This window comes from Pseudomonas sp. SP16.1, assembly GCF_052682975.1.
In genome coordinates this window covers 4,128,944-4,145,061 of the sequence record NZ_JBQYFZ010000001.1, presented here as the reverse complement: position 1 = coordinate 4,145,061, position 16,118 = coordinate 4,128,944, and the positions used below count along the sequence as shown (strand labels likewise).

General features: G+C 62.1%; 17 protein-coding genes and 2 tRNA genes. 7 read left to right on the top strand and 12 right to left on the bottom strand.

The window, feature by feature from the left end:
- The 7 genes from ACUTAF_RS19595 (at position 1) to ACUTAF_RS19565 (ending at position 3,405) form a co-directional block, all read left to right on the top strand.
- On the top strand, positions 1-474 hold the full coding sequence (locus ACUTAF_RS19595; RefSeq protein ID WP_445581547.1) for a hypothetical protein: 474 nt from the start codon (positions 1-3) through the stop codon (positions 472-474).
- Positions 475-738, top strand: a complete 264-nt coding sequence (locus tag ACUTAF_RS19590; protein WP_445581546.1) for a hypothetical protein — start codon at positions 475-477, stop codon at positions 736-738. It begins immediately after the preceding gene.
- A 2-nt stretch (positions 739-740) separates the two neighbouring features.
- Positions 741-1,634 carry a hypothetical protein gene (locus tag ACUTAF_RS19585; protein ID WP_445581545.1) on the top strand — a complete coding sequence of 298 codons (894 nt, stop codon included), beginning with the start codon at positions 741-743 and terminating at the stop codon, positions 1,632-1,634.
- A gap of 188 nt (positions 1,635-1,822) precedes the next feature.
- Positions 1,823-2,209 carry a hypothetical protein gene (locus ACUTAF_RS19580; RefSeq protein ID WP_445581544.1) on the top strand — a complete coding sequence of 129 codons (387 nt, stop codon included), beginning with the start codon at positions 1,823-1,825 and terminating at the stop codon, positions 2,207-2,209.
- Between the two features lie 63 nt (positions 2,210-2,272).
- Entirely contained in the window at positions 2,273-2,647 is a 375-nt protein-coding gene (locus ACUTAF_RS19575; RefSeq protein ID WP_445581543.1) for a hypothetical protein, read from the top strand.
- On the top strand, positions 2,631-2,804 hold the full coding sequence (locus tag ACUTAF_RS19570) for a hypothetical protein (protein ID WP_445581542.1): 174 nt from the start codon (positions 2,631-2,633) through the stop codon (positions 2,802-2,804). Before ACUTAF_RS19575 ends, ACUTAF_RS19570 begins: the two co-directional genes overlap by 17 nt.
- A 4-nt stretch (positions 2,805-2,808) precedes the next feature.
- On the top strand, positions 2,809-3,405 hold the full coding sequence (locus tag ACUTAF_RS19565; RefSeq protein WP_445581541.1) for a hypothetical protein: 597 nt from the start codon (positions 2,809-2,811) through the stop codon (positions 3,403-3,405).
- Between the two features lie 693 nt (positions 3,406-4,098).
- Here the strand turns inward: ACUTAF_RS19565 and ACUTAF_RS19560 are convergent.
- From ACUTAF_RS19560 to ACUTAF_RS19505, 12 genes are all read right to left on the bottom strand, one after another.
- Positions 4,099-5,793 carry an anti-phage dCTP deaminase gene (locus ACUTAF_RS19560; RefSeq protein ID WP_445581540.1) on the bottom strand — a complete coding sequence of 565 codons (1,695 nt, stop codon included), beginning with the start codon at positions 5,791-5,793 and terminating at the stop codon, positions 4,099-4,101.
- Between the two features lie 300 nt (positions 5,794-6,093).
- Positions 6,094-6,169: transfer RNA gene (locus tag ACUTAF_RS19555), tRNA-Thr, on the bottom strand.
- Positions 6,170-6,461: 292 nt separating this feature from the next.
- Complete coding sequence (locus ACUTAF_RS19550) at positions 6,462-7,676, bottom strand: methyltransferase (RefSeq protein WP_445581539.1); 1,215 nt, start codon at positions 7,674-7,676, stop codon at positions 6,462-6,464.
- A gap of 78 nt (positions 7,677-7,754) precedes the next feature.
- On the bottom strand, positions 7,755-8,444 hold the full coding sequence (locus tag ACUTAF_RS19545) for an ABC transporter permease (protein WP_445581538.1): 690 nt from the start codon (positions 8,442-8,444) through the stop codon (positions 7,755-7,757).
- On the bottom strand, positions 8,444-9,136 hold the full coding sequence (locus ACUTAF_RS19540; RefSeq protein WP_445581537.1) for an ABC transporter permease: 693 nt from the start codon (positions 9,134-9,136) through the stop codon (positions 8,444-8,446). Before ACUTAF_RS19540 ends, ACUTAF_RS19545 begins: the two co-directional genes overlap by 1 nt.
- Positions 9,137-9,186: 50 nt before the next feature.
- Complete coding sequence (locus ACUTAF_RS19535; RefSeq protein ID WP_445581536.1) at positions 9,187-9,939, bottom strand: ABC transporter substrate-binding protein; 753 nt, start codon at positions 9,937-9,939, stop codon at positions 9,187-9,189.
- A 15-nt stretch (positions 9,940-9,954) separates the two neighbouring features.
- Complete coding sequence (locus ACUTAF_RS19530; protein WP_445581535.1) at positions 9,955-10,728, bottom strand: ABC transporter ATP-binding protein; 774 nt, start codon at positions 10,726-10,728, stop codon at positions 9,955-9,957.
- Between the two features lie 247 nt (positions 10,729-10,975).
- A tRNA-Phe gene (locus ACUTAF_RS19525) sits at positions 10,976-11,051 on the bottom strand.
- A gap of 152 nt (positions 11,052-11,203) precedes the next feature.
- Positions 11,204-11,476, bottom strand: coding sequence for an oxidative damage protection protein (locus ACUTAF_RS19520; RefSeq protein WP_445581534.1), 273 nt, complete (start codon positions 11,474-11,476; stop codon positions 11,204-11,206).
- Entirely contained in the window at positions 11,473-12,540 is a 1,068-nt protein-coding gene (gene mutY / locus ACUTAF_RS19515; RefSeq protein WP_445581533.1) for an A/G-specific adenine glycosylase, read from the bottom strand. The genes ACUTAF_RS19520 and mutY overlap by 4 nt, the downstream gene beginning before the upstream one ends.
- Positions 12,537-14,762, bottom strand: coding sequence for an AsmA family protein (locus ACUTAF_RS19510; protein ID WP_445581532.1), 2,226 nt, complete (start codon positions 14,760-14,762; stop codon positions 12,537-12,539). Before ACUTAF_RS19510 ends, mutY begins: the two co-directional genes overlap by 4 nt.
- A gap of 88 nt (positions 14,763-14,850) precedes the next feature.
- Positions 14,851-15,948 (bottom strand): NAD(P)/FAD-dependent oxidoreductase, encoded by a 1,098-nt coding sequence (locus ACUTAF_RS19505; RefSeq protein ID WP_445581531.1) that lies wholly within the window; start codon positions 15,946-15,948, stop codon positions 14,851-14,853.
- Positions 15,949-16,118: the final 170 nt, after the last annotated feature.

The window sequence follows — 16,118 nt, the reverse complement described above, 5'->3', positions numbered from 1 at the left end:
ATGGACGAAGCGAAGGTTTATGCCCATCTGCAGAAGATCGCCGTGCAATTCAACGCATGGCGCGGAAGGCTGCCTGCGCTTATTGAGTTTCTGCGATTTTCGATGGGGGCAGATGCACCCGAGACAGCTGCGCTTGACCACTTCCTGCGAAAAGAGTCGACGCAGCGCGAGTTGGTAAAATTCGAAGTAGCATTGTGGCGCGGCCCTGATAAAAGTTACCGCCTGATAAGCCTAGCAGTAACAGGCGATCCGGAAGTAGCGCGCCGCCGCTTGGCGCACAAACCAACGTCGGCAACTCAATGCAGTTGGTGTCATCAAGATGAAAAGTCGTTCGCCCCTGTGGCGCTAAGGCCGGAACTCAATATTTTCAGAAATCCCGTGCCTTGTCGCTTTCTGCACCCGCAGTGTGCTCATTCCTGGGAATTAATGCGGCGCATGGTAGAGCGCGATGATTTAACAGCGAGGAACAATTAAATGTCCAGTCTCGATAGCGCTATTTACGATGCCCTGCTTACCGCTGTGCATCAATCCGAGTCCGGTGAACTTCACGGCGACATTGATTTCTTCGCTGATGTGGTGGCGCATGAATATGATGCCGTAACGCCAGACCGATTTAAAGATTACCTGCTGATGCGCGGGTTGGAATGGCTGGTGTCCGGCACCGAGCTTGAGTTCTTCAGGTCGATGAGCGGCGAACTGAATGTCGTCGATAAAGCCACCCTGATTCTGGATGATTGACCATGGCCAATGACCTCGACTTGTATTCCTCAGGCGGCCTGGAGCCCTACAGCCACCACGATCAGCCGCTGGTACCGACTGCCGGCGACTGGGGCGCAGAGCACGACCTTCTGACCGACCACGCCCCGATGCCAGCACTGCAGCCTGATGCCGCCCAGGCCCAGCACCTTGGCCAGCTGGGCGCGGTGTTCATGGGTGACTTTTCCCAACTCGGCCACGATCAACGGCATATTCGCCTGGCCATTGATTGGTTTATGCAGGCGGTCAATAACCCGCCGCGCCAAGAACGTAAAAGGCACAATTACAACCTGTTCGAACATGAAGGCGATCCTGTATTTCACGCCTTCGCGAACTTCGCCCATGACCACGGCTTTCCTGCGCGATTTATTCAGAATGCCTGTTGGTGGGTGTCCGAATTCATGCGACGGATTGACGGCAGCGCGGCGCCCACATCGCCAGGCCACGGAAGGTCGCCGTCTCTTTCTTCTGCGAAGGCATATGAGGCTTCGCTTTCCGATGCCGAATTTAACCAGCTGCATGATATCAACGTGCACGCCGCCGCAAGAACGGAATCCACCCTGCGCCAACGCTGGGGCCAATCCTACGACCGCAATATTGCCGCGACTAATGAATTCCTGGCTGGACTTCCCGAGCGCGAGCGCGAGGCGTTGGATCGTTATACAACTGGCGGTGTCCATTTTATGAATTCCGTTGAAGGGATCGAGCTTCTTTTCAATCAAGCCATCGGTGGCAATAACTTGCCGCGTGGTGGAAGCCTACAGACGGAAATTCAGGCCATTGAGAATTTAATGCGCACTAACAGGCGCGCCTACAATAACGATGAAAGACTCCAGGCCCGTTACAGAACGCTGCTGGACCTGCGCGTTGGAAACTAAAAAATTAGCGCAGCTCGACCTACTTGTGATCGAAGCGCAAATTGTCGAGGCCAACCTACAGCGGCAGATTCAAGAGCTGACAAGGATCAAGGCAAACATCACGCGGCTATTAGACCGAGCCAAATTAACCTACGCTGATCGCAGCCGCCTTAGTGCGCTAATCGCCCTGGCACGCGGAGATTACCAAGATGGCACACCCGAACGTACCCAAGCCAAGTAGCCGCACATTCGCGAGCATTGTTATTTCAACCGCGGCAAATGGCGCAAGTGAAGTGGTTGATCTGACCGGATTGACACTTTCTGCGATTCAAATGTCAACGGCATGGACCTCTGCGCGAATCGGCTTTAATGTTTCTGTGGATGGTTCCACGAACTATTACCCGGTGCACGACACGGCCGGCAATCCGTTGACCTTTCCCACCTCGGCAAATCGCGTGGTGACTTTCGACCCTGCGGTTTTTTCCGGTGTGCAGCGCCTGCAGGTGGTCAGTGAAACTTCCGCGGGAGTTGCTGTAGCGCAAGCTGCTGCGCGGACTTTGCTGTTAGGTCTGAGTGAATATGTGGGGGCTGATTAAATGAGCACACTGCGAATGCTTGAACGGCGATTCATCAAACGGCAACAGGCTGAAACTGCATCTGTGCCTGTGCATTCCGATATCGCTACGGCCATCGAAACCCTGATCAGGGAAAAGGTTGCCCAGGAGCTGGAGCAGCAGCGCGAGAAGGCCCCGCCGGTGATCCGCCAGCGGGTGCCGGACTATGCCAAGGACTTCGCCAGCCCCGAGACCATCCCCAGGACGCCCGCCCAGGCCCCGCTGAAGGCCCTTCCGAGCGACTTCCATGTGGTGTTGGAGCGCGGCGAGGACCACCGTACGGTCGCCTTGACCGCCAGCGGTGGCGGCCATCAGCAGCGCTTTCTCGTCCAGCGCGACTACTACGGCAGAGCCATCGGCGTGCGCCCTGTGGAAGACGCTCACTCACCTGTGGAGGTGCCGTATGACCGCACGCCTTGAGGTTCACGACCCGCGCACCCTGCGCCCGCTCATGGAAGCCCTGGCGCGTGTCCTGGCCGAGCTGCCCAAGGCACCCCAGGCGAAGGCCAATGTGAGGATCACCTACAACGACAGCGGCGACCTGGCCAGCGTCGTCGTCGAGCTGGTGGACGACTGAGACCATGGGCGCTCGGCCTGGAACCCCCAAGCCGCCCGGTTCGGGGCGCAAGCGCGGCAGCCTCGACAAAGCTCAGCGCCAGCTGCTCACCGACAAGATGGCCGGCGACCTGATGGCCGTTTATGCCAAGCTCGGGGGGCGCAAGTGGCTCTTGGAGTTCGCGAAGGCACAGCCGGCCGAGTTCATCCGGCAGGGCCTGAGCCGCTTGTTCCCGGCGCCCCAGCGCGACCCCGATGCCGATGCCCCTGGCAGCCTTCATCAGCACCTGCACGTCAACCAGCTCAGCGATCTGGAAGCGGCCACCCGCATCGCTTTCGTCCTATCCCAGGGCGCGTACCAGACCGGTCCGTCGCCGCAGGAGAGCTGCCGCGTGCCGCAGCCCATCGAACCGGTGCCGGCCGATCCTAGGGTGAGCCTCTTGCCGCCCGCGTCAGCGGGTGACGCCCTGGACGCCGAGCGCCAGCGCTGGGCATCCGAACTCCAGCTGAGCCCCGAACAGCGCGCCGACGCGGCTGCAGTGCGCGAGACGCAGACCAGCATCGAGCACTACCGCGGCGGCTCTAGCGAACAAGGTCTTGCTCGCCGCCGGCAGTTGCTATAGTTGCTGTTGTTCTTCGTTGCTGCCGCAACCTTAGACATTGATCCGGAGAGAGAAATGCGAAATATCAATTTTCTCCTAGTGATGGTGGCTGTCTTCTCTGGGTGCGCGCTCTTTCCAGTTGATGTGCCGGTTAAGATTTATAACGTCGATACTGGGGATGTTTTTAATGCTGTGTTTAAGTGGACAGGCCGAAAAGGCGTCGTGAACACTACAACCCCAAACGGTGCTTCCTGCTCTGGAGATTATGTCACCCAAAGCGGCGCAGTATCTGGCGTGTCGCATTCTTGGGGGAGTATTTACGGGTGGGGGTATAATGATTTCGCCACCACCACGGGTAGCTATCACATTCAGCGAGGCTCAGAGCAAGGGACGGCCATCTTGCTTTGCGAAGACAAGAACGTTCTCCAGTGCGAGTACATTGTGAATGCGGGAAATACTGGCTCTGGGTATTGTCGAGACAACCAAGGTAACAGGTACAGGTTCATTTTCTAGCCGGTGATGGACTCCCGCACCGCTCCAGGCGCGACTAACTACTGTGACGCGTGAGCTTATAAAAAATCAAAAATAAGTTATTGGTTGCTTGTCTGTCTCTTATTGGCGGAGCCTTGGAGGCGCGAGGCTTCGGGAGTTTGTGCCAAGAAGTTTTCAGGTTTTTCAAGCCTCAACCCGGACTTAAGTGAGTCGGGCCATTTTTCAATAGCTTCCTGTGCTTTGAGGATTTGTTGGGCTAGTGTGTTTGACTTTTTCATTTTCTTGCATTCCGCCTTCGTCTATAGGTAGTTTAACACGAAGCTTCATCAGTAGGCGTGGAATTTCACCACCGACTATCGCTTCCTCCAGTTGAAGGTAACTATTGATGTAGCGGACTATCCTTGGTTGATCGCCGCTTGCTTCTCGCCAATCGATGGCGCGGCCTTCGCTGTCCTTTCGCGGTTCCTTGGGGTCAAAAATGTCTTGATACTGACGCGGAGCAATTCCTTGGAAGGGTTCAAAATTTACTTGGGTTGAGGAAGGCGTTGAGGCGTCTACACTAATGGAGTCTTGGTGTAACTGCTTGGCTTTGCTTTTGGGATAAGGCTCTATATAAACAACTCGCTTAATTCCACTGGCCACAATGTGGCGCGCGCACATGTGACATGGAAAGGTTGTGCAATAGAGAGTTGCACCGGCAACCGAGACGCCTAGCCGTGCAGCGGACATAAGCGCCGCCATTTCGGCATGAACACTGCGCCCAAATTCTAATAAATTCATTATCCGGCTGTTTTTAAGAATGCTTTTCTTTTCGCCTGAAATTAAGTTTTTTACTAAGTTGTTCAGGTCGCTATCTTTAATCGTGTTTGAGAGTAGTCCGCCAGAGTTTAGTCTTTCCAGTATTTCCCCCAGAACTTGTACTCGCTCATCCGCCATCGAGTCCACACCCTTGTGAAAGTCTCGCGCATCTCCCGCGTCGCCAGGCCAGTACAGATCACCTCCAGATTTTGGTACATCATTACAGCCTACTGAGATGATGTCCCCCTCCGGCTTAAATATTGCTGCGCCGACCTGTCGGTTTAAATCAGCTGATCGCAGGGCCGCCGAACGCGCATGATATATGCCATGCTCATCACGACTAGGGGTTAGGAAGATGTTACCAAATAATAATTGTAGAAAACGACCAATCTGATGATCTACTGTTGATCTATTTCTTCCATCTACAAATAAATCGGCTAATGGGAAGGCGTCTTTGACATCTTGGCCAAGTGGAGTATTTTCTTCCTGCTCATCTTTATTTATAAGAATTTCTGCTTTCGCGCGAGCATTATTGCTTTGGTTTTCCTTCCCAAATTGAGATCTGCTTATTTTTTCTGAAAGTGCAGTTACTCGTACGTCTCTAGGTGCGTAGACAGAGATTAGAAAAAAGCCCTTCCCATAAATAGCTCTCAACATCTCTATCTCTTTCGGGTGCTTTAGGGATCGTAGGATAAATGCCTGCCTCGCGGGGTCTCCGTTACTCTGCTCATCCCTGATTTGCCGTATGGATGCTAGCCCTAACATAGCAACTGCGGCCCCTTGGTTACTCTCAACTCTTAGCTTTGTTCCTTCATCCATCAATGCTTCGATGCGTTTGTCTTCGGGCAAATCGCTGTGGTCAGAGTTGAAGAATGCTTCGATTTGTTCGCTCAGTCGGACTACATGTGTTTTGTAGTTGAATCCCTTCAGCTGGCTTTTAAGTACAGTAATAACCGGTTCTAGGTTTACACCAACCGGTCCAACTAACCCAAATACAAGTTCTGGATCACACAGCGGTATCAACGCGGATGTGCGGGTTGATTTTTGAAGGGACTCTTCTTTCGCTGGCCCAGATTTGGGCTTTCCCGTGGGCGTTCTGACGTTCCTAGCCTTTGCCATACCGAATCCTTCTGGCCAAACGGATATGCGCGTATGCACACGCCCCCAATGCTTAGCTCCTTACTAGATTCCGAAGGGCAAAGCATCGGTTTCGTTAATCAGACCTTAGCTGAACGCTGCAGGAATAGCATTTTTTTGTAGCTCATGCGCTGCCAATGCCATAGGCCATCGTGAGTCTTGGGATGGGGCCGGTACTCCGGGGTGGCCACTCGTTCGTGCCTTATAGACACCAAACAGGTACGGAAGCCCCCAGAAACGAAAAAGGCCCACCACAGGGTGAGCCTAAGTCATTGATTTAGATGGTGCCGGCACCAGGAGTCGAACCCGGGACCTACTGATTACAAGTCAGTTGCTCTACCAGCTGAGCTATACCGGCACGGAAGGGCCGCCATTATATCCATTCGGTATGGCGAGTAAAGCTTGTGCGGGGCTCCTGGTTGCTGGCTCGGCTATCAGCAGGGCTGTGCTTATGCACAATGGCAATGTACTTGACACGATCGTGCATAGTCTCTGTGCGGTATGTCACAGATTTATGCAAGTCATTGTTTTTTCTAGGCTAAAAGCTATGGTCAAAAAACGATCAGTCGTTTCCAGGGGCATTGGCCAGGGCGCTTGCGGCATTTGCCCAGAAAGCATCAACAGAGTTATCCACAGCTTTTGTGAGCAATTCAGGCGCGCTCGGCCAGCAGCAGCAGGTTGCGTGGACTGAGTCGGTAGTCACAGAAGCTGCCCAGCTGGACGGTGAAGCCCTGCTCCTGCAGGTACAGGGCGCGGTCGAGCAGCAGCCAGAGCTCCAGCGGACGGCGGAACAGGTTGCGCAGCAGTTCCAGGTTGCGCACCTCGGCCAGACGCTGCCAGCCGCGGGCTTCCAGTGCGCTCCAGTCCTGCTCGCCGGGCGGCGGGGCGCCGCGCAGCAGGGCGAGATCCTGGCAGAACGTGGCGAACGGCTTGGCGAACCAGGCGCTGTTCAGCGAGGGCGTGGGCAAGTACCTATCGCTGTCGCGCAGCTGGCGCTGCAGCAGGTCGAAGGCCAGGCGCCAAGCCATCGAGCGGTCGCGTTGACGGCGTTCGCGGGCACCGGCGGTGACGGTTTCGCTCAGCGGCAGGCCGAGGTCGTCGCGCGACAGCGACAGGGTCGAGACGCGGGCGGCGTTTGAAAGAGGCTGGTACTGCATGGCGGTGGTGCGGTTGTAGCAGCAGGGCGCCACCGCCAGCTGCCGGCAGCCACGCGCGCTGGCCAGGTGCAGCAGGCGCACGTGCAGGTCGCCGCAGGCATGCAGGGCCACCGGCGTATGCTCGGCTTCCAGGCAGGCGGTGGCGCTCTCGGCGAGCACGTCCTGTTGCCGGTGCGTCGCATCCAGGGTCAGGCGCCGGCTCAGTTCGACGCCGGCGGCCACCAACGCCGGATCGTACTCCAGGCAGGTCAGGCGCTGGTCCTCGTGAGTCAGCCAGCGTCCCAGATGACCCTTGCCCGCGCACCAGTCGAGCCAGTGGCGCGGGCGCCGATCGAAGCGCAGGCGACTGGCGAAGGCCTGGATCTGCTCGAGCTTGCGCCCGGGGACGTCGACGCCGAAGCGGCTGGGGCGGCTCGGCAGTTCGGCGCTCGGCAGTTCACCGAGCGCGGCCAGGGCTCGCGCGCGGCCGGCAAGTTGCGCAAACGGCGCGGGCGCATCCAGCGCCCAGGGTTCGCCGTGGTTGGCCTCGGCCTGCTCCAGCGTGCGCCCGCGCAGCCAGGCGGCGAGCTGCGGCAGCTCGGCCTCCCACGGCAGTTGCAGTTGGGTGAACGGCTTGGGTCGCCACAGCGCCTGATGGCGGACGAGGAAAGCGTCCAGTTCCTGGAAGCGGGCGAGCAGCTCGGGGCCGTGGAGGATGGGCTCGGACATGATCAGGGGCGGCAGGATCGGGCCGCGGATTCTAGGTAGGCCGCGCCGGGCCGTCGAGAGACGGCGGCCCGGCGCCGATCAGCGGCCCTGGCAGGCGTCGACGCGCAGCCAGCGTTCGAGCACGCGGAAGGCGCGGACCAGGACGAAGGCGATGGCCAGGTAGAACAGGCCGGCGGCGAAGAAGATCTCCACCGGCAGGTAGGTGCGGGCGATGATGGTGCGCGCCATGCCGGTCAGCTCCAGCAGGGTCACGGTGCTGGCCAGGGCGCTGGCCTTGAGCATCAGGATCACCTCATTGCTGTAGGCCGGCAGGCCGATGCGCGCGGCGCGCGGCAGGACGATGTAGAGCATGGTCTTGGCCCGCGACATGCCCAGCGCGCGCGCCGCCTCCACTTCGCCCGGCGGCACGGCCTGGATGGCGCCGCGCAGGATCTCGGCTATGTAGGCGGCGGTGTGCAGAGTCATGGTGAGGATGGCGCACCAGTACGGATCGCGCAGGTAGGGCCAGAGCGGACCCTGGCGCACGGCGTCGAACTGGGCCAGGCCGTAATAGACCAGAAACAGCTGCACCAAGAGCGGCGTGCCGCGGAAGAAGAAGATGTAGCCATAGGGCAGGGCGCGCACGTACCAGTGCCTGGAGGCGCGGGCGATGCCCATCGGCAGGGCGAGGATCAGCCCGGCGACGACGGCGATGGCCACCAGCTCGAGGGTCAGCAGCGCGCCTTCGGACAGGCGCGGCAGCCATTTGATTATGACTTCCCAGTTCATCAGGCGCTCCGGACGAAGCCGCGGCTGGCGCGCTTCTCGAGGAAATGCAGGCCGATCATGGCGACGATGGTCAGGCTCAGGTAAATGAGGGCGGCGACCAGGTAGAAGGTGAAAGGCTCCTTGCTCGCGGTCACGGCGATCTGCGAGCGGCGCATGATCTCTTCCAGCCCGATCACCGAGACCAGCGCGGTGTCCTTCATCAGGATCATGAACAGGTTACCCAGGCCGGGCAGGGCGATGCGCCACATCTGCGGCAGGATCAGCTTGGCGAGGATGCGTCCCTTGGACAGACCGAGAGCCATGCCGGCTTCGCGGTGACCCTTGGGAATGGCCAGGATGGCGCCGCGGAACACCTCGGTGGCATAGGCGCCGAAGCACAGGCCGAGGGCGATGGTGCCGGCGGCGAAGGCGGAGAGCTCGAGGCTCTCGACGCCGAGCAGGTCGGCCAGGCTGCGCATCAGGCCGACCGTGCCGAAATAGATCAGCAGCACCCAGAGCAGTTCGGGCACGCCGCGTACGATGGTCGAATAGCTGCCGCCGAGCCACTGCAGCGGCTTGTACGGCGAAGTCTTGGCCAGCGCACCGAGCAGACCGAGCACCAGGCCCACCGCCAGCGCGGAGAGCGCCAGTTTGATGGTCATCAGGGTGCCGGCGGCCAGGGCGGGGCCGAATCCGTGGAGATCGAGAATCATCGGAGGGCTCGGGCCGCTGCGCCGCCTGCTGGCGGCGTAGTGCCGTCAGGTCAGTAGATGCTGAACGGGAAGTACTTGTCGTTGATCTGCTTGTAGGTGCCGTCTTCGATGATGGCCTGCAGCGCGGTGTTCAGCTTCTCGCGCAGCGGGTCGCCCTTGCGCACGGCGATGCCGATCTTGTCGTTGTCGAACACCGGGTCGCCCTTGAACTCGAAGTCCTTGCCGGCGTCGCTCTTGAGCCATTCCCAGTTGACGAAGGTATCGGCCAGCACGCCGTCGAGGCGGCCCGACGCCAGGTCGAGGTAGGCATTCTCCTGGGTATCGTAGAGCTTGATGTCGACCACGTCGTCCAGGTTGTCCTCCAGCCAGGTGCCGGCGATGGTGGCGCGCTGGGCGCCGATCACCTTGTCCTTGAGGCTGGCCTCGTCGGTCTTGAAGTCGGCCGACTTCGGCGCGATGAACTGCAGCTTGTTGGTGTAGTAGGGCTCGGTGAAATCGACCGCGGCCTGGCGCTCCTCGGTGATCGACATCGAGGCGATCAGGAAGTCGAACTTCTTGGCGTTCAGCGCCGGGATGATACCGTCCCAGTCGGAGGTGACCACCCCGCACTCGACCTGCATCTTGGCGCACAGTGCCTGGCCGATTTCCACGTCGAAGCCGGTGACCTTGCCGCTGGCGTCGATCAGGTTGAAGGGCGGGTAGGCGCCTTCGGTGCCGAGCTTGAGCTTGTCGGCGGCGACAGCGCTGGTGCCGAAGGCCAGGGTGGCGGCCGCGGCCAGCAGGATCTTCTTATAGTTCTGCATGCATGTTGCTCCGTGTTAACGATTGCTGGACATGAATTGTTTACAGCGTGCCGATTGCGGGTTGTCAAATACCTGGGCCGGTGGCCCCTTTTCCTCGACCAGGCCCTGATGGAGGAACACCACCTCGCTGGACACCTGGCGGGCGAAGCTCATCTCGTGGGTGACCAGCAGCATGGTGCGCCCCTCTTCGGCGAGCGCGCGGATCACATTAAGCACTTCTTGTACCATCTCCGGGTCCAGCGCCGAGGTGGGCTCGTCGAACAGGATCACCTTCGGTTGCATGGCCAGGGTGCGGGCGATGGCTGCGCGCTGCTGCTGGCCTCCGGAGAGCTGGTTGGGATAGACGTGGCGCTTGTCGGCGATGCCGACCTTGGCCAGCAGCGCCTCGGCCACCTCGATGGCCTCGGCCTTGCTCTGGCCGAGCACGCGGCGCGGCGCCTCGATGATGTTGTCGAGCACGCTCATGTGCGGCCACAGGTTGAAATTCTGGAAGACGAAACCGATCTCGCTGCGCAGGCGATTGATCTGCCGGTTGTCGGCGGCGACCAGGTCGCCGTTCTTCGCGGCCTTGAGCTTGAGCTCCTCGCCGGCGACGAAGATCTGCCCCTGATGCGGGTTTTCCAGCAGATTGATGCAGCGCAGGAACGTGGACTTGCCGGAGCCGGAAGAACCGAGAATGGAGATGACGTCGCCGTCTCTGGCCGTCAGGGAAATGCCCTTGAGCACTTCGAGGTCGCCGTAGCGTTTGTGCAGGTTGCGGATTTCCAGCGCGGGCGTCGCCTCGGCCATGGGGTGTGATCCTCTTCTTCTTCGAAAGCGCTCCGGCATGCAGCGGGCCTTCCTGGCTGGCGGCCAAGCTAGCATAGCGTTTCCGTGACCGCCAAGCCGTTTGCCGGGCGTTGGAGGGGGACTGGGGCGCAGGTGTCGCCTGGCTGCAGCTGCTTGTCGCGCAGGCGAAATAATGGCATGGGTAAATTGCTGGAGACAGAAAGCAAAAAGCCCCAGCGCATGGCTGAGGCTCTTCGTTTGCTATTCATGGTGCCCAGGGACGGAATCGAACCGCCGACACGGGGATTTTCAATCCCCTGCTCTACCAACTGAGCTACCTGGGCCAACGGGGCGCTATTAGACGGATTTGCAGGATCAGTGTCAAGCGCGGGTTTGAAAAATATTTAATTATTTCGGGCGCTTAGGTTCGTGAGGGTAGGGTGCGCCATGCGCACCGCCCTTCAGATGCCTTGGTGCGCGCGGCGCACCCTACCTCTTACTCGCTCGGCGGTACGTAGCCTTCGGCCTGGGCGTATTCCTCGCCGGAGAGGAACTTGTCCATCTCGCTCTGCAGGAACTTGCGGTCCTCGGCGTTCATCATGTTCAGCCGGCGTTCGTTGATCAGCATGGTCTGGTGCTTTTGCCATTCGTCCCAGGCCTGCTTGGACACGTTGTTGAAGATGTCCTCGCCCTTGGGGCCGGGGTAGGGCGCGCGGTCCAGGCCGGGAAGTTGCTCTTTGTACTTGCGGCACAGCACAGTGCGGGTCATGCGGGTTCTCCAGCGATGATGGCTTGCGCCGCGCGCTTGAGCAGCTTCTTCACCGGGGCGGCTAAGCCCAGACGCGGCGGGGTGGCGAGGTTATACCAGAGCCAGTCTACTTCGGCCACGCGCGGCGCCTGAGTGGCGACGCGCACCAGCCAGGGTTCGATGGCCAGCTGGAAGTGGCTGAAGGTATGGGTCAGGCCGGGTAGTTCGTCGCGCTCGCCGAGCTGCAGGCCGTGTTGCCGGCCCAGCTCGTCGAGGGCTTGCAGGTCGTCCAACTCGGGCAGGCTCCACAATCCGCCCCACAGGCCCGTGGAGGGGCGTCGATAGAGCAGGATCTCGCCGTCGGCATTGGCCAGGATCGGCATCAGCGTGCGCTTCTGCGGTAGCGTCTTGCGCGGCTTGGCTATCGGGTAGCGGATTTCCAGGCCGAGCAGGTGCGCCTGGCAGCCGCTGCGCACCGGGCACAGCAGGCAGCTGGGCTTGCTGCGGGTGCAAAGGGTGGCGCCGAGATCCATCATCGCCTGGGTGTAGTGGCCGACCCGCTCGTGCGGGGTGAGGCGCTCGGCCACGTCCCACAGCTGCTTGGCCACCTTGGGCTCGCCCGGATAACCCTCCTGCGCCACGTAGCGCGCCAGCACGCGCTTGACGTTGCCGTCGAGGATCGGCGCGCGCAGGCCCATGCTCAGGCTGGCGATGGCGCCGGCGGTGGAGCGGCCGATGCCGGGCAGTTCGCTGAGCGCGTCGACGCTGCGGGGAAACTCGCCACCGTGCTCGCGCATGACGATCTGCGCGGTCTTCTGCAGGTTGCGCGCGCGGGTGTAGTAGCCCAGGCCCGTCCACAGGTGCAGCACTTCGTCCTCGGGCGCTTCGGCCAGGTCGCGCACGGTGGGCAATGCGTCCATAAAGCGGTCGAAATAGCCAAGCACGGTGCTGACCTGGGTCTGCTGCAGCATGATTTCCGACACCCACACGCGATACGGGGTGATGCCCTGCTGCCAGGGCAGGTCCTTGCGTCCGTGCTGGTCGTACCAGGCCAGCACGGCGCCGTTGAATTGCTCGGGGGTCATCGATTGAACAGGCCTTTCAGCGCGTCCTTGAGTTCCGGGCTGACCTTGTCACCGAGCTTCTCCTCGAGCTTCTCGGTCAGCTTGTTGCCGGCCAGGCGCGCGGCGATCTTGCCGAGGCCGTCCTGATCCAGGCGGCAGGCCTTGGCGCCCAGCTCCAGCGGGCCGCGGCAGCGCAGCGGCCATTCGATGCCGACGTAGCGTTCGTTGACCTGGCAGGCAGGGTCGGGCATTTCGCGCTGGTCGCCCTCGAGGGTGACGCCGACCTGGTAGTCGAGGCCGAGCACGCGCAGATCCAGGTCGCCCTTGCCGCTGACCGCCAGGCCCGGGACCAGCGCTCTCAGATCGGGGTTGTGGGCCACGCCGTCGCGCACGCTGAGGCTGCCCTTGAGCTCGCGGAAGGGGGTGTCCTTGCCTTTCGGCGGGTTGCTCAGGGTCTTGCGATTGAGCGTGGCGATGCCGCGGCACAGCTGCTGTTCGAGGTTGGCGTCGACCAGCACGCCGTCGTTGAGAACGAAGCTGGCGTTGCCGTTGAGCGCCTCGACCCAGGCCTTCTGGCTGTTGCCGCGGGTGTTGAGGCTGGCCTCCAGGTCGAGCAGGCCCTTGATCGGCGCGGGCTGGTCGTCCTTCTTCAACAGCGGCTCCAGCGGCAGGCGGCTGAGGCGCTGCTCCAGGCTGAGCATGGGCTCGGCCTGGCGCACGTCGATGCGGCCGCTGCCGACGAAGCTGCCGCCCTGCAACTTGCCGCGCGCCTCCTGCAGGGTGATCAGGCCGCCGCGGCCGTTGGCCTTGAGGCTGACGTCGGTGAACGACTGCTGATCGAAGGTCAGCTGACCCAGGCTCAGCGCCAGTTGCAGGTCGAGTTTGCGCAGCTGATCGATCGGCAGTACCTTCTCGTCGCTCCAGGCCTGCTGGGTCGGCGCCTTGGGTAGCGGCGTGGTGCCGTTCTTGCCGGCGTCGGCGACGCTTTCCTTGACCTCGGTCTGGCGGGCGGTACCGGCGCTGTCCTTGCTCTTGGGCGGCAGGTAGCGGTCGAGGTCGAGCTTGTCGCCCTTGAGGTCGACGCGCAGCGCCTGCCTGGCCAGGTCGGCCACGCCGAGGCTGCCGCTGAAGCTGCTGCCGTCGAGCTTGAGGCTGAGCCCTTCCAGATGCAGGCTGTTGTCGCTGCCGCTGAGGCGGCTGGTCAGCTCGAACTGGTCGAGGCTGTCGGCGCCCTGCATGGCCGGCAGCTCTACGCCGATGCCGGTGAGGAACTCGCGCAGGTTGAGCTGGGCGATGGACAGGCCGCCGGCCAGCTTGGGTGCCTTGTCCAGTTCACGTACCTTCAGCTCGCCGAGGGCGCGCAGCTGGTTGGCGGACAGCTTCAGGCCGTTCCATTCGGCGACGTTGGCCGCCTGGTCGAGCAGCAGCTGGCCCTGCGCGGAGAAGTTCAGCGTCTTGCCGCCCAGCGGCTCGCCGGAGGCCTCGCCGCTCAGCTTGAGGTCCTCCAGCTGGTAGCGGCCAAGTGCGCGGTCGAAGCGCAGCTCGCCCTCCATCTCGCTGCGCGCGCGCAGCAGCGGCTGGTTGGTGCCGAAGAAGGCGCTTAGCTTGAGCGGCACGGCGGCGCCCTCGCGGATGGCGCCGGTCTTCAGCTCGATGTTTTCCACGGTCAGCTGCTGATCCTTCTGCGCGTCGTGGTAGTCGATGCGCGAGTTGCTCAGGGTCAGGCTGTCGATATCCAGCTTGAGCGGTTGGCCGGCTGGCGTGCTGGCCGGAGCGTCGGCGGTATCCGTTTCGGCGGGCGTCTGCGCGGGCGGGGTCGGCGACGCAGCGTCGGCCTGCGCCGGCTTGCCGATGCCTTCCCAGTTGCCGCGGCCCTTGGCGTCGCGCTGCAGATCGAGGTTGAGGCCGTCGATGCGGATATCGCTCATCTGCACTTCCCGGCGCAGCAGCGGCATCACTCGCACCGACAGGCCGAGCAGGCGCAGGTCGGCGAAGGGCTGGTCCGGAGTGTCGGCGCTGGCCAGGGTGGCGTCGGTCAGCTCCAGGCCCAGCCAGGGGAACAGGCTCCAGCCGATATCGCCCTTGAGCTGCAGCTCGAGGTTGGCCTTGTCGCGGGCGATCTGGCGGATCTCGTCCTTGTAGTCGTTGGGGTCGAACAGATGGGTCAGGGCGAACAACAGCGCCACTATGATCAGCAGCAGCCCGAGGAGGAAAAGACCCAGGATCTTGCCGAGCGCTTTCATGGACGAGTCCTTGTTTCGATAACGGGAAATGCAGGCGAGCTGAGCGTGGGGCTTGCTCAGCCGTCGATAATGGGCGCCGAGTATAGCGTCACAGCGCCCTGGCGACCCGCTCGGCGATGGCCAGGCTGGCGGTCAGCCCCGGCGATTCGATGCCGAACAGGTTGACCAGGCCGGGCAGGCGGTGGTCGGCAGGGGTTTGGATCAGGAAGTCGGCGGCCGGTTCCCCGGGGCCGCTGAGCTTGGCGCGCACGCCGGCGTAGCCGGGTTGCAGGCGCGCGGCGTCGAGGGCCGGGAAGTAGCGGGCGATGGCGGCGGCGAAGGGCGCGCGCAGGCTTTCGTCGACCCGGTAGTCGAGCGTGTCCAGCCAGTGCACGTCGGGGCCGAAACGCAGTTGGCCGGCCAGGTCGAGGGTGGCGTGAATGCCCAGACCGGCGGTGTTTGCCTCCGGCATGGGATAGATCAGATGGCTGAACGGCGAGCGGCCGGCGTAGCCGAAGTAGCGGCCCTGGCACAGGTGCAGCAGCGGCGCCTGCAGGCCCTCGGTGCGTGCGGCGAGGCGCTGGGCGAACAGGCCTCCAGCGTTGATCACCCGTTGCGCGCGCAGGCTGAAGGCCTCGCCTGCGCTGTGACCGCTGGCGATCCAGGCCTCGCGGTCGCGTTGCAGGCGCTCGACGCGGCTGTGCAGGACGAGTTGCGCGCCGCGGCGCTCGGCCAGCGCCAGCAGCGACTGCAGATAGGCGTGGCTGTCGATGATGCCGGTGCTCGGCGAGAGCAGGGCGCGCACGCCGTGCAGCGCCGGTTCCAGCTCGCCCAGGCGCGCCTGGTCGATGTCCTGTAGATCGTGCACGCCGCAGGCCTCGGCGTTGGCCGCCAGGGCGTCGAGCCTGGTGATTTCGTCCTGCTGCACCGCCACCAGCAGCTTGCCGATGCGCCGGTGCGCCACGCCGTGCTGCGCGCACCAGGCGTACAGGCGCTCGCGACCCTCCAGGCACAGCTCGGCCTTGAGCGAGCCGGGCGGGTAGTAGAGGCCGGCGTGGATCACCTCGGAGTTGCGGCTGGAGGCGTGGCTGCCGATCAAACCCTCGGCTTCGAGGATCAGCGTGTCGCGGCGGGGCTCGGCCAGGCGCGCGGCGCAGGCCAGGCCGAGCGCGCCGGCGCCGATGATCAGGGTGTCGATGCTGTGCATGGCAGGTTCCATCTCGCGGCTGGGCGCAGCGCAGCATAGCAAGATGCATGGCGGGCCCGGCTGCATCCGCTCCGGCGCAGGCGCTCCATCCGACCGCCGCCGGTAGCCGTTGCCGGCCCGGCGCGCCTATAATGCTGGCCTTTTTCCGTTGGCAATTTGTGGAGCTGGTG